Below are 12,389 nucleotides of genomic sequence, written 5' to 3'. Positions count from 1 at the left end.
TTCAGGCAGCGATCACAGCTCCGCGGCGCGTCCCGCGTAGCGCTGGGTGAAGTCGGGGGACTGCTGCGCGGTGATCACCACGTCGTAGTACCCGTCCTCGGTCGGCCAGTTGACCACGGTGTGCTTGCCCGCGGGGACCGAGATGGTCCGGGTGCGGCCGTCGTAGTCGTTCGGGGTCAGCGTGAAGGTGACCGCCTGGCGGCCGTCGGCGTACAGGGTGAAGTCGACGGTCGCGTCCTTCGTCCGGCGGCCGTCCGCGCGGGTCTGGCCCTTGTTGAGCCGGACGTCGACCCGCGGTCGCGCCGAGTCGCCGACCGTGCCGGCGAAGGACCGGACGAAGTGGTCGGGCCCGTGGAAGGTGAAGGCGTACTTGCCGCCGGTCGACTTGGTGTCCCAGGTGTACGACGCCTCCTGGCGGGTGGTCGCCGTGAGCGGCAGCGCGTCCTGACCGATGCCGAGCGGCTCGGCGCCGACCAGGGCGGGCACGTACTTGTCGGCCAGCCCGACCAGGCTGACCGCCTTGCCGTGCGGGCCGCCCTCGACCTCGAAGGTCACGGTCGCGGTGCCGGTGGTGTGGTTCTCGACCAGGACGCCGGTGGGCTGGAAGGACAGCGGGCTGCGCCGCGCCTTTCCGGTCACCTTCTGCGTCGGCATCACCTGCGCGCCGACGGCCGGCTGCGGGACGGCCGGCAGGGCGGCGTCGTCGGAGACCGACTTCAGCAGGTCGGCCGGCTTGGGCAGCTTCGGGAACGACGGGTCGAAGCGGCCGAAGTCGATCGCCGAGAGCAGGTTGCCGGAGATCCCGCGGCGCCACTCGTTGATGTTCGTGCACAGGGCCGGCCGGCCCAGGCTCTTGGTCCACTCCTCGATCAGCTGGATCGTCGAGGTGTGGTCGAAGACCTCGGAGTTCACGTAACCGCCGCGGGTCCACGGCGAGATCAGCACGAACGGCACCCGGCCGCCGTAACCGGGCTTGATGCCGGGGGCGCGCTCCCCGGCGGTGCCGACCTCGGGGATCGGCGGCACGACGTGGTCGAAGAAGCCGCCCTCGCCGATCCGGTTCGCGTGGTCGGGCTCGTCGTAGTTCAGGATGATCAGCGTCGACTCCCACAGCTCGGGGTTGTCGTGCACCGCCTGGACCACCCGGTCGAGGTAGACCGCGCCGTGGTTCGGAGCGTACGTCGGGTGCTCGGTCCAGGCCGCCGGCGCGACCACCCAGGACACCTCGGGGAGGTCGCCGGAGGCGCAGTCGGCGATGAAGTCGCCGAGCACGTAGTCGACGTTCGAGGGGTCGTTCTTGATCCCGCCCGGCTGGGTGGTGTGGGCGTGCACGACGTTGCCGCGGGCCAGCAGGCCCTTGCGCGGCATCGTGTTCTCCGGCGTCGCGTTCTTCGGGTCGAACGCCGCGAAGGACCGGACCGTGTTGTCGGTGTAGTCACCGAGGAAGTCGTCGTCGGTGTCGTTGTTGACGTAGATCTGCCAGCTGACGCCGGCCTCCTGCAGCGTCTCCGGGTAGGTCTTGAACTTGTAGGCGTACTTGTAGTCGCCGCCGTTGTTCACCACCGGACCGCCCTGGGTGCCGGCCGCGTCGTTGGTCCCGGCCCACATCATGATCCGGTTCGGGCTGGTGCTGGTGTCCAGCGAGCAGAAGTAGTGGTCGCCGATCGTCCAGGCCTTGGCGATCGCGTGGTGCCACGGCACGTCGGCTTCCATGAAGTACCGGTTGCGCGCGCTGGTGTTCTGGGCGTTGTACTTGAGGCTGTCCGCGTGGTACGGCAGCAGGTAGCCCTCGGCCCGGCTGTTCGGGTCGTGGTAGATGGTCTGGCCGTTCTGCCAGGTCAGCACCTGCTTGTCGCCGAAGCCACGGGCACCGGCCAGGTCGAGCGTGCCGTAGTAGTGGTCGAACGACCGGTTCTCCTGCATCACGATGACGATGTGCTTCAGGTCCTTGATCGTGCCGGTCCGCTTGCCGCGCTGTGCCGACTGTTCGCCGGACGTGCTCCCGGCCGTCCCGGCCGCTGCGACCGACGCGGCCGAGGCCCGCGCGGCCTGGGCCGGAACGCTCGACAGCCCGCCGGCGGCCACCGCGGCGCCGGCCGCTCCCGCGGACTGGATCAGCCGCCGCCGGCTGATCCGGTTGCGCTCCGGGGATGCGGAATCGTGTTCAGACATGGGTGTACTACCTAGCCTTTCGTGGATGGTTGCCTGAAAAGTCAACAACCGACGATCCGGGAAAGGCAGTCACCAGGTCGTGAACGTTCCGGAAAGTCTGGAACCTCGTTGAGGCGGGCCGTGATCGCCGGTAAACCGCTGTTCACCGATGCGTCAGCGACGTCGTCTGAAACGTTCACCGCCGCCCTCCAGGGTCGGTCGGGTGAGCAGCGAGACGGCCTCGGCGGTGCTGCCGCCGACCCGGTCCGTGGAGCTGGTCGTCGGCTCGCCGTACGGCATCGACGACTGGCTGGGCGGACCGGCCGGCCGCTACGACTTCGTCTTCGTCAACGACGAGGGCGCCGGCGCGGAGGTCTACCTGGAGGATCCCGCGACCGAGCGGATCTACCTCGAGGTCGAGCACTTCGGCCGCGGCGTCAGCCGGGCGGTCACGGCGTCGGTGCCGCCCGGGACGTACCGCTGGGTCTGCATCACCGACTACACGATCAAGTACAGCCGGCCGGTCGTCGTCACCGGCGACCCGCTGCCGTACGCCGTGCACGGCATCGTCCCGGTGACCGGGCTCGACCTGCGGATCCCGATCAACTCCTACGTCGCCTGGATCACCGCGCAGCTGCCCGCGCTCACCGAGCAGGTCGAGCAGCTCCGGAACGCCTTGCAGGCGGGCGATCTGGTCAAGGCCAAGCGCGACTGGCTGACCGCGCACGTCACCTACGAGACGCTCGGCGGCGCCTACCGCGCGTACGACGAGACCGGCGACGACATCAACGCCGACCCCCCGCGCGGTCTCACCGGCGAGCGCCTCGCCGACGCGGATTTCGCCGGTTTCCGCAAGATCGAGGCGATGCTGTGGCGCGACCGCCCGGCCGCGACGATCACGCCGTACGCCGACGCGCTGCTCGCGGCGATCGGTGAGCTCGCCGACGAGCTGGCGCTGCCGAACGCGATCACGCCGATCGACATCGGCCGCCGGGCGCACGAGATCCTCGAGGACACCCTGCAGTGGGACCTGAACGGGATCGGTGACGCCGGCAGCGGAACCGAGCTGGCGACCACGGACGCGAACCTCACCGGCGTCTGGCAGGCGCTCGCTCCGCTGCGATCGATCCTGCGCAAGCAGAACCCGTACCTGGACGAGACCGACGAGCAGCTCCGGCGTACCCAGCAGCTGGTCCGCAGCTATCAACACGACGACGGCTGGGTCGCGCTGGCGGCACTGTCCGTCCGGCAGCGGGCCGCGGTCAACGCGGCCGTGCAGCACAGCGTCGAGCTGCTCGCCCACACCGCGGCCATCGTCGACCCGCGCAACGCCGCCCGTGAGCGAGGCCCGATCACCCATGACTGAGCACGACCTCGCCGGACCGGCCGGCCGGCCGTTCGAAGGCGTCCACCAGGACGGCATCCTCGACCCCGCGCAGCCGGCGGCGATCGTCGTCGCGTTCCTGGTCACCGCGGCCGACCGGGCAGCGCTGCAGCGGATGTTCCGGACGCTGACCGACACCATCCGCTACCTGGTCTCCGGCGGTGACGCCCCGGCCGGACGCGGCAGTCACGACGGTCTCGTCTCGACGCCGTACGAGAACGGCGTGCTCGGCCCGGGCACGGTGCCCGACAACCTCACCGTCACGGTCAGCGTCGGTGCGGGCCTGTTCGACGAGCGGTACGGCCTCGCCGACCGCAAACCGGCCCGGCTGCGCGCGATGGACGAGTTCCCGAACGACGCGCTCGACCCCGACCGGTGCGACGGCGACCTGCTGCTGCAGATCTGCGCCGACCACCGGGACACGGTCCTGCACGCGCTGCGCATCTTGATGCGCGCGACCCGCGCCGACCTGCAGGTGCTGTGGCAGCAGGAAGGTTTCACCAGTCCGCCGCGGCCAGTCGGTACGCCGCGCAACCTCTTCGGCTTCAAGGACGGAACGGCGAACCACGAGTTCCTCGACCGTCCCGAGCTGGTCGACCACCTGGTGTGGACGAAACCCGGCGGCGACGAGCCGGACTGGGTAAGCGGCGGTTCGTACCACGTGGTCCGGCTGATCCGGATGTTCGTGGAGTTCTGGGACCGGATCTCGATCAACGAGCAGCAACGGATCTTCGGCCGGGACCGCGAGACCGGCGCTCCGCTGTCCGGGCGGCCGGGCGAGCGCGTCCGCGGCCGGGAGGAGTTCCAGCTGCCCAGCTACTTCCGGGACGCGCACGGCAACACCGTGCCGCTGACCGCCCACACCCGCCTCGCCAACCCGCACGACGGCAAGGCCGACGACCGGCGGATGCTGCGCCGTGGCTTCAACTACAGCGCCGGGATCGAGCCGAACGGCCAGCTCGACCAGGGCATGATCTTCGTCTGCTTCAACGCCGACCTCGACCGCCAGTTCGTCGCCGTCCAGACCCTGCTCATCGACGAACCGCTGGTCGACTACATCTCGCCGTTCGGCGGCGGCTACTTCTTCGCGCTGCCCGGCGTGCGGGACGCCGGCGACTGGCTGGGCCGCGGCCTGTTCGACTGATCGGGGAAGCGGACAGATCCTGGCCGGTACTTCTGGCAACCTGATCTCATGTCCGAGACCTCCGCACGACTCCTCGCGCTGCTGTCCCTGCTGCAGGCCCGCCGCGACTGGCCGGGTGCGCTGCTCGCCGAACGCCTTGAGGTGAGCCCGCGCACCGTCCGCCGGGACGTCGACCGGCTGCGCGACCTGGGCTACCCGGTCCGCGCGAGCAAGGGACCGGACGGCGGCTACCGGCTGGACGCCGGCGCCGATCTGCCGCCGCTGCTGTTCGACGACGACCAGGCGATTGCCGTCGCCGTCGCGCTGCAGACGGCAACCACCACGGTCACCGGGATCGAGGAGGGCGCGTTGCGCGCACTCGCCACGGTTCGCCAGGTGATGCCGGCCCGACTGCGGCAGCGCGTCGACGCGTTGCAGGTGACGACCGTCGACCGCTGGGCCGGGTCGAAGCGGACGAAGGTCGACTCGGAGCACCTGATCGCGATCGGTACGGCGGTCCGCGCGCACGAGGTACTGCGGTTCGACTACGCGTCGCCTGGTGCGTCGGAGGAGGAGTGGGTGCCGCCGCGGAAGGTCGAGCCGCACCACCTGGTGACGTGGGGCGGGCGCTGGTACCTGGTCGGCTGGGACCTGGATCGCAAGGACTGGCGGACGTTCCGGGTCGACCGGATGCAGCCCAAAACGCCGACCGGCCCGCGCTTCACCCCGCGCGAGCTGCCCGAGCCGGACGTCGCGACGTACATCTCGTCGCGGTTCACCGGGCGCGGGGAGTGGCCGTGCCGGGGCGAGGCGATCCTGCAGGCGAAGGCCTCCGACATCGCGCGCTGGGCCGGGCGGGACGCGGTGGTCGAGGAGATCACACCGACGAGCTGCCGGCTGATCCTGCCCGGCTGGTCGTGGACCGGGCTGGCGGCGAACTTCGGGATGTTCGAGTGCGACCTGGAGTTCGTCGGACCGCTGGAGCTCAAACAAGCCGCGGCCACGTTGGCTGCCCGGTACACGGCGGCGGCGTCATGACGCCGGAGCATGTGTTCGCCGATGTGGCGGCTTGGCACGAGTGGTTGACCGCCGAGCACGAGACGTCGGACGGGGTCTGGCTTGTGCTGGCGAAGAAGGGGACGACGGATCCGACCAGCCTGACGTACGACGAAGCGCTGGAGGAGGCGCTGTGCCACGGGTGGATCGACGGCCAGCGGGTCTCGCGCGACGCCCACACGTTCAAGCAGCGCTACACACCGCGGCGCCCGCGCAGCAACTGGTCGCAACGCAACGTCGGGATCATCCAGCGCCTGGAGACCGAAGGGCGGATGCGGCCGGCTGGTCGTGCGGAGGTGGAGCGCGCGAAAACCGACGGGCGGTGGGAGGCGGCGTACGGGCTGTCGACGGGGCGCGACGTGCCTGCCGACTTGGCCGAGGCACTGGCCGCGTCCCCGCGCGCGGAGGCGATGTTCGCGATCCTCACCCAGCAGAACAGGTTCGCGATCCTCTACCGCCTCACCAACGCGAAGCGCGCCGAAACCCGCACGAAGTGGATCACCCGCTACGTCGACGAACTGGGCCGAGGTGAAACGCCCTACCCGCAGAAGCGCACGCTGGACTAGCGCCGACTCCGACTTGGGCGGTGTGCTCGCAAGTAGTCGCCCTGATCCCCGGGGCGGCAGGGATCAGGGCAACCTGATGGTCAGCTGCGCGGTGTGGTGAGCGAGACGATCTGCGGGTTCGTCCAGTCGCTCGACACGATCGTCGCGCCGTGGGCGGCGAGCTGGTTGACCTTGTCCGTGGCCTGCTGGACGGTCGGGTTGCGGCCGTCGATCGCCGGCGCGACGGCGTGCGCGTCGACCATCACCACCAGGTAGTTGTTGCTGGTGTAGAACGCCGTCGACCCGGCGTACCAGCTGCTCGCGTTGCCGTCGAAGGTGACGTACCACGGCGCCCGCGCACCGCCGCGCTCACCGACCCGCGGGTCGGTCGCCGAGGCGCCGTTGATCGTGGTGAACATCGTCGCGCTGGCCAGCTTCCCGGCGGCGTTCAGGCTGATCAGGTGGTCGGCGTACTCGAGATCGGTGTCGTAGCTGTCGAACGGATTACCCGCCTCGAACGCGCCCGTCTCCACCAGTACGACGAACTTCCCGCGCAGGCTCTCCCGGCTCGGCCAGCCACCGGTCCGTACGGCGGTGTCGAGCGACGCCGCCGTTCCCTTCACCTCGGCGGGATGCAGGATCGCCCCCGCGCCGAGCGCGTTGGTCAGCAGCGTGTCGAACTGCGCCGGCCCGAACCCGGCGCGCCCGTCGAACCCGTTCTTCATCTCCAGCTTGAGCACGACCGGCGCGTGGCTCGGGTTCTGGTCGTGCCACAGCCGCAGGTTGCGCAGGCAGGTCTGCAGGCTCTGGTTGCGCGACCCGGACCGCAGCCCGGCGTACGTCGTCGCGGACGAGCAGTTGTTGGCGTTGCCGACCGGGTCGTGCCCGACCCAGTAGGCGCGGGAGCCGAGGAAGTTCTGCCAGACGTCGATCTCCAGCATCGACGCACCGGACTCCAGCGCGTCGACCATCCAGGGGAACGTCGATTGCACGTACGCGTTGTGCACACCGACGCCGGTGACACCGGCCAGCGAGCCGTCGGCGCGCGGCGCGGCCTGAGCAGTGGGGGACAGGGACAACGCGGTGGCCGCAACGGCCACCAGGGCAGCAAGACGCTTCACGAGAGCACTCCTCAAGGGGCGGATCGAGGGGAACTCCCCAATGATCACCCACGGTGCTCCACCACGAACCAAACGTGAGCGAACAACAGTGGACGATCAGCGATCCACCGCCTGTCAGGCAGCGTCGTGCAGCACCAGCCCGAGCGTGTGCCGCAGCCCGGACCGCACCGTGCTCACGCCGTGCCGCACCGGCGCCGCCGACCAGCCGCGGGTCGACCGGACCGGCCGGTCCCGCGTCGTGAAGATCAGCCCCTGGCCTTGCGGCAGCGACGTCACCGTCCCGCGTGACTGTGCCCGCGGGCGTTGCTCCACGAGCAGGAACTCGCCGCCTTCGTAGTCGACGCCGGCCCGGTCCAGCCCGATCACCACCTGCAGCGGGAACACCAGCTCGCCGTACAGGTCGCGGTGCAAGGCGTTCCAGTCACCGGCTTGGTACCGCAGCAGGATCGGCGTCGGTCGCTCCTGCCCGGCGCGGTGACAGTCGTCGAGCCACTCCTCGAACGAGTCCGGCCACGGAGCCTTCTGGCCGAGCTTGTCCGCCCAGTCGCGGGCGACCGGCAGCAGTTGCGTGTAGAACTTCGCCCGGAGCTCGGTGACGACGTCGGGGAGCGGGTGGGCGAAGTACCGGTACTGGCCGGAGCCGAAGCGGTAGCGGGCCATGTCGATCGTCGCGCGGAAGCGCTCGACCTCGGCGTACCAGCTGGTGATCTCCTGGCACTGCGCGGGCGTGAGCAGCGGTGGGGTCAGCGCGCAGCCGACGGCGTTGAGGTCATCGATCCAGTCCATACGAGTGGAACGCGACGGCGGCTCAGAATGTGAGGACGCCGGTGTAGGTGAGCGCGAACGTCCCGCAGGGGAGGAGGAAGAGGCTGGCCAGGATCACCACCTGCTTGAAGGTCTGGCCCGGGCCGATCAGCCGGCGGTAGGCGACGACGAGGACCGGGACCATCACGATCTCGAGCACCAGCATGCCGCGGGGGATGACGTGGTCGAGCGCGGCGAGCACGACCGAGAGCGTCGCCGCGGCGATCCAGGCCGCGTAGCCGATCCGGTACGTCGTCCGCGCGCCCAGGCGGACCGCGATGGTCTGATATCCGGCCGCGCGGTCGGCGGGCAGGTCGGCGAGCGTCGTCGGAAGGTAGAGACCGATCGCGGCGAGCGTGCCCTGCAACGCCATCACCCACGGGAAGGCGCCGAGGTCAGGCGTCACCGCGGCCCAGCCGGCGAGCGGGCCGAAGGCGCCGAGGGCCAGTGAGTTCGAGGCGACGTCGAAACCCGCGCGGGTCTTCAGCCGCAGCGGCGGGACGCTGTACGCGTAGCCGAGCAGCAGCGCGAACAGCACCCCGGCGGTGAACACCCACCCGACGAACGCGCCCACCACCAGCGACGCGACCCCGGCCAGCGCCGCGAGCCGCTTCGCCTCGGCGACCGTGACGCGGCCGTCGAGCAGCGGCGACTTCGACTTGCGCGGGTTGAGCAGGTCACCGGGCAGGTCGTACGCGTCGTTGATCGCGAGCACCGCGAGCCAGAGCAGCGGGCCCATCACCACCGCGCCGAGCAGCAGCCGCGGCCAGGTGTCGACCGGCGGGACCAGCTGGTGCGTGGCCAGCAGGATCCCCACGTAGTACGGCACGACGGACACGATCCAGAACGCCGGCCGCCCGACCAGCAGCACATCCTTCACCCGGGGACCGGGTCGCACCGCAACGAGTGTGGTCACGTCTCCACACTCCTCTCACCCGCCGCGGAGCACCTCCCTCCAGCGGGTGAATCGCCTCACTCCTGAGGCTGAATGTGAGCAACGGAACCCTTCTCCAGCGCCACCCACACCGACCCGTCGTCGGCGACCGCCAGCCCGTGCGGCTCCGCTCCGTCGCCGAGGGCAACGGTCTCCCGTACGCCGCCGGCCGCGTCGAGCCGCACCAGCGCGCTGGACCCCCACAAGGTCACCCAGCACCCGCCATCGGCGGTCGCCACCACCGCGTGCGGCTTCGCTCCACGATCCGCCAACGGGAACTCGGTGATCACCCCGTCCCGGCCGATCCGCCCGACCTGCCCGGCCAGGATCTCCACGAACCACACGCCATCGGGCCCCGCACTGATCCCCACCGGTCCAGCCGCCTCGGTCGGCAACGGATAGGTGGTCACCACCCCGTCCACCGCCATCCGCCCGATCGCGTTCCCTGCGTTCAACGTGAACCACAAGTCCCCACCACCACTGGTGATGTACGCCGGAAATCCCCCCGCCGTCCCGATCGCGAACTCGCTCACCACCCCGTCGGCTCCGACCCGCCCGATCAGATCCGCATCCATCACCGTGAACCACATAGCTCCGTCCGGCCCCACGCACACCCCGTACGGCGACCCGCCGACCGCGACCTTCGACACCACCCCGTCCACGATCTTCCCGATGCTGTTGTCACCCGACCGCGTGAACCAGACCGCCCCGTCCGGCGCGGTCACCATCACACTCGGCCGGCTCTCCGGCGCCTCGAGATCCAGCCGCTCGACCTCGCCGCCGGCCAGCCGCGCGACGACACCGGTGTGCACGAGCGTCGTCCACACCTCCTCGCCGCGCAGCGTCACGCCGTACGCGCCTTCGCCTACCGTGATCTCACTGACTGACAAGGGACTCCTCCTCGATCGTGTGGATGGCGCCGCGCCAGCGGGAGATGAAGCGGCGGTCGTGCGTGACGACGACGAGCGCGCCGGGGTAGTCGTCGAGCGCGGTCTCGAGCTCCTCGACGAGGACGAGCGACAGGTGGTTGGTCGGCTCGTCGAGCAGCATTCCGTCGTACGGCGTGGTCAGCAGTCGCGCGAGCGCGAGCCTGCGCCGCTGGCCGGTGGACAGCGCGCCGACCTTCGTCTGCAGCTGCTCCTGCCGGAACAGCCCCAGCCCGGTCGCGCCTCGGTGCCGCGCGAGCGCCGTCCGCAGCGTCTCGTCCGGCCGCGGCTCCACGACGTCCTGGGCGAGATAGCCCAGCCGGCCGCGCCGCTCGACGTAACCGCTGTCCGGCTTGAGCTGCCCCGCCAGCACGTCGAGCAACGTCGACTTGCCCGCGCCGTTCGCCCCGGTGATCAAGAGCCGCCCACCCGCCGGAACTTCAACGGACACGGGCTGCAGCCGCCCATCGACAGCAACCCCAACGGCCTCTACCAACAACCCACTGGTCGTCCCACTCGTCCGCAGCCTCGCCCCGAACTTCAGCGGCTTCGCCGGCACCGGCGGTGGATCCGCCTCCAGCCGCCGCAGCCGCTCCTTCGCGTTCCGGATCTTGCTCCGCTCGGCCTCGTTCACCCGACCGGTCGCCCGGTCGTACGCGACCTTGTTGTTGTCCTTCATCGCTCGCCCGTGCGCGACCCGGTCCGCGGTCGTCCGCACGGTCACCTTCATCACCGCGACCTCGTCCTCCCAGACCTGCCGCGTCTGCTCGGCCCGAGCCCGCTCGGCGGCCTTCTCGACCAGGTACCCGCCGTACCCGTTCCCGTAGCGCGTCACCCGATGCGTGTCCCCGTCGACCTCGAACAGCGTCGAAGCCACCCGCTCCAGGAAGGCCCGGTCGTGCGACACCACCACGGTCGTCCCCGGGCGCCCGCGCAGGTGCTCCTCCAACCACTCCGTCGCCGACCGGTCCAGATGGTTCGTCGGCTCGTCGAGCAGCAGCACCTCCGCCGAAGCAGCCAGTACGGCGGCCAACTGCAACCGCGCCAGCTCGCCACCGGACAGCTCGCCCAGCACCCGATCGCCAGGCAGCGCCGACAACCCGAGCCCGTGCATCGCCCGCGCCAGCCGCGCGTCGGCGTCGTACCCCTCGCGCGCCTCGAACTCCTGCTGCACCTCGCCGTACTCGTCCATCACCGAAAGGTTGCCATCGGCAAGCATGCCCTCGAGCTCCCGCAGTCGCGCCTCCAGTGCCCGAAGGTCCGCCAGCGCGTGATCGACCACCGCCGAGACGTCCAGCTCCAGCGGCAACGGGCTCTCCTGCGCGAGAAATCCGATGCTCCCTGCCACGACGACCGACCCGTCGTCCGGCGCCTCGACCCCGGCGAGCAGCCGCAGCAGCGTCGACTTCCCGGATCCGTTCTCCCCGATCAGCCCGCTGACCCGCCCCGGCGGGAAAGCGCAGTCGACCTGATCGAGCACGACCTTGTGGTCGTAGGACTTGCTGAGGTGGTGCACAGACAGCTGCGTAGACATACGGGTCCTCCTGACGCGCGGTTCGGACGGTGGAATCACCGGAACATCAGCGGGTCAGAGGATCACGGGCTGCTCCTTAAAGCGACGAATGTTGCGTTAAGATGAAACCATGACCAGCCCGGTGGACGCAACCCCCTTGCCCGGTCCGGCTCGCCCCGGCGGCCGCAGCGCCCGCGTCCGGGCGGACGTCCTGCGCGCGGTCGGCGAGGAGCTGGCCGAGCGCGGGTACGACGCGCTCACCATCGACGCCGTCGCGGCGCGATCGGGCGTCCACCGCACGACCCTCTACCGCCGCTGGAAGACGGTCGACGCGCTGCTCGTCGACCTCCTCGAAGCCAACCGCGACGACACCTGGGCTCCCGCCGACACCGGCGCGCTCACGACCGACCTGATCGCCCTGAATCGCGAGGTCCGCACCGCCGCGCTCGAAGAACCGTCGGTGATGTCCGCGGTGATCGCCGCGTCCTTCCGCTCACCCGCGGCCGCCGCGGCCCAGACCCGGCTGCTGGACGACCGCTACGAACGCTGCGCCGTGGTCGTCACCCGCGCGATCGCCCGCGGCGAGCTCCCCGCCGACACCGACCCTCACCGACTCCTGATGGCCGCAACCTCTCCGCTCTACCACCAACTGTTCCTCCGCAGGCAGCCGATGACCGAGGCCGAAGCGGACCGCTGGGCCACCACGACAGCCGCCGCGGCCGAAGCCGGCGCCTTCCAGGCCTGACCGTCGCCCCGGCCGCGCTCCACGCTGCGGGATCGCTGCAGCGAGCGGCCTTCTCCGCTTAGGCTGCTTCTACACCGTTGAAGGAGG

General features: G+C 70.4%; 11 protein-coding genes. 5 read left to right on the top strand and 6 right to left on the bottom strand.

The genetic code is table 11. The annotated features are described in order from the left end of the window. Nucleotides 1-12 precede the first annotated feature (12 nt). On the bottom strand, nt 13-2,172 hold the full coding sequence (locus tag AB0M01_RS17010; protein ID WP_363670266.1) for an alkaline phosphatase family protein: 2,160 nt from the start codon (nt 2,170-2,172) through the stop codon (nt 13-15). A gap of 202 nt (nt 2,173-2,374) precedes the next feature. On the opposite strand from AB0M01_RS17010, the gene AB0M01_RS17005 reads away from it, so the two are divergent. From AB0M01_RS17005 to AB0M01_RS16990, 4 genes are read left to right on the top strand one after another with little or no spacing between them, the layout of a single operon-like run. Beyond that, nucleotides 2,375-3,517, top strand: a complete 1,143-nt coding sequence (locus tag AB0M01_RS17005; RefSeq protein WP_363670263.1) for an EfeM/EfeO family lipoprotein — start codon at nt 2,375-2,377, stop codon at nt 3,515-3,517. After that, nucleotides 3,510-4,679, top strand: a complete 1,170-nt coding sequence (locus tag AB0M01_RS17000; RefSeq protein WP_363670261.1) for a Dyp-type peroxidase — start codon at nt 3,510-3,512, stop codon at nt 4,677-4,679. Before AB0M01_RS17005 ends, AB0M01_RS17000 begins: the two co-directional genes overlap by 8 nt. A gap of 48 nt (nt 4,680-4,727) precedes the next feature. After that, complete coding sequence (locus AB0M01_RS16995) at nt 4,728-5,696, top strand: WYL domain-containing protein (protein ID WP_363670259.1); 969 nt, start codon at nt 4,728-4,730, stop codon at nt 5,694-5,696. Further along, nucleotides 5,693-6,280, top strand: a complete 588-nt coding sequence (locus AB0M01_RS16990; protein WP_363670257.1) for a YdeI/OmpD-associated family protein — start codon at nt 5,693-5,695, stop codon at nt 6,278-6,280. The genes AB0M01_RS16995 and AB0M01_RS16990 overlap by 4 nt, the downstream gene beginning before the upstream one ends. Before the next feature lie 80 nt (nt 6,281-6,360). Here AB0M01_RS16990 and AB0M01_RS16985 read toward each other — a convergent pair whose 3' ends face one another. The 5 genes from AB0M01_RS16985 to AB0M01_RS16965 all read right to left on the bottom strand — a co-directional run bounded on the left by AB0M01_RS16985 (nt 6,361) and on the right by AB0M01_RS16965 (nt 11,578). Continuing rightward, a complete protein-coding gene (locus AB0M01_RS16985) occupies nt 6,361-7,380 on the bottom strand; it encodes a phosphatidylinositol-specific phospholipase C domain-containing protein (RefSeq protein WP_363670255.1) in 1,020 nt (339 codons plus the stop codon). A gap of 114 nt (nt 7,381-7,494) precedes the next feature. Continuing rightward, nucleotides 7,495-8,166 carry a 2OG-Fe(II) oxygenase gene (locus AB0M01_RS16980; protein ID WP_363670253.1) on the bottom strand — a complete coding sequence of 224 codons (672 nt, stop codon included), beginning with the start codon at nt 8,164-8,166 and terminating at the stop codon, nt 7,495-7,497. A gap of 22 nt (nt 8,167-8,188) precedes the next feature. Then, entirely contained in the window at nt 8,189-9,100 is a 912-nt protein-coding gene (locus AB0M01_RS16975; RefSeq protein WP_363670251.1) for a UbiA family prenyltransferase, read from the bottom strand. 56 nt (nt 9,101-9,156) lie between these two features. Next, entirely contained in the window at nt 9,157-10,008 is an 852-nt protein-coding gene (locus AB0M01_RS16970) for a virginiamycin B lyase (RefSeq protein ID WP_363670248.1), read from the bottom strand. Continuing rightward, nucleotides 9,995-11,578: an ABC-F family ATP-binding cassette domain-containing protein gene (locus AB0M01_RS16965; RefSeq protein WP_363670246.1), complete on the bottom strand. Its 1,584-nt coding sequence runs from the start codon at nt 11,576-11,578 to the stop codon at nt 9,995-9,997. The genes AB0M01_RS16970 and AB0M01_RS16965 overlap by 14 nt, the downstream gene beginning before the upstream one ends. 109 nt (nt 11,579-11,687) lie before the next feature. Between AB0M01_RS16965 and AB0M01_RS16960 the strand changes: the two genes are divergently transcribed. Beyond that, entirely contained in the window at nt 11,688-12,302 is a 615-nt protein-coding gene (locus tag AB0M01_RS16960; protein WP_363670244.1) for a TetR/AcrR family transcriptional regulator, read from the top strand. Nucleotides 12,303-12,389: the final 87 nt, after the last annotated feature.

This window comes from Kribbella sp. NPDC051770, from assembly GCF_040681455.1.
Lineage (GTDB): Bacteria > Actinomycetota > Actinomycetes > Propionibacteriales > Kribbellaceae > Kribbella.
This window is presented reverse-complemented; position numbering and strand designations above follow the sequence as displayed.

Bases quoted from the DNA above. Each gene is read 5' to 3' on its own strand.
- AB0M01_RS17010 (WP_363670266.1), bottom strand. From the start codon at position 2,172: ATGTCTGAACACGATTCCGCATCCCCGGAGCGCAACCGGATCAGCCGG.
- AB0M01_RS17000 (WP_363670261.1), top strand. From the start codon at position 3,510: ATGACTGAGCACGACCTCGCCGGACCGGCCGGCCGGCCGTTCGAAGGC.
- AB0M01_RS16995 (WP_363670259.1), top strand. From the start codon at position 4,728: ATGTCCGAGACCTCCGCACGACTCCTCGCGCTGCTGTCCCTGCTGCAG.
- AB0M01_RS16990 (WP_363670257.1), top strand. From the start codon at position 5,693: ATGACGCCGGAGCATGTGTTCGCCGATGTGGCGGCTTGGCACGAGTGG.
- AB0M01_RS16980 (WP_363670253.1), bottom strand. From the start codon at position 8,166: ATGGACTGGATCGATGACCTCAACGCCGTCGGCTGCGCGCTGACCCCA.
- AB0M01_RS16965 (WP_363670246.1), bottom strand. From the start codon at position 11,578: ATGTCTACGCAGCTGTCTGTGCACCACCTCAGCAAGTCCTACGACCAC.
- AB0M01_RS16960 (WP_363670244.1), top strand. From the start codon at position 11,688: ATGACCAGCCCGGTGGACGCAACCCCCTTGCCCGGTCCGGCTCGCCCC.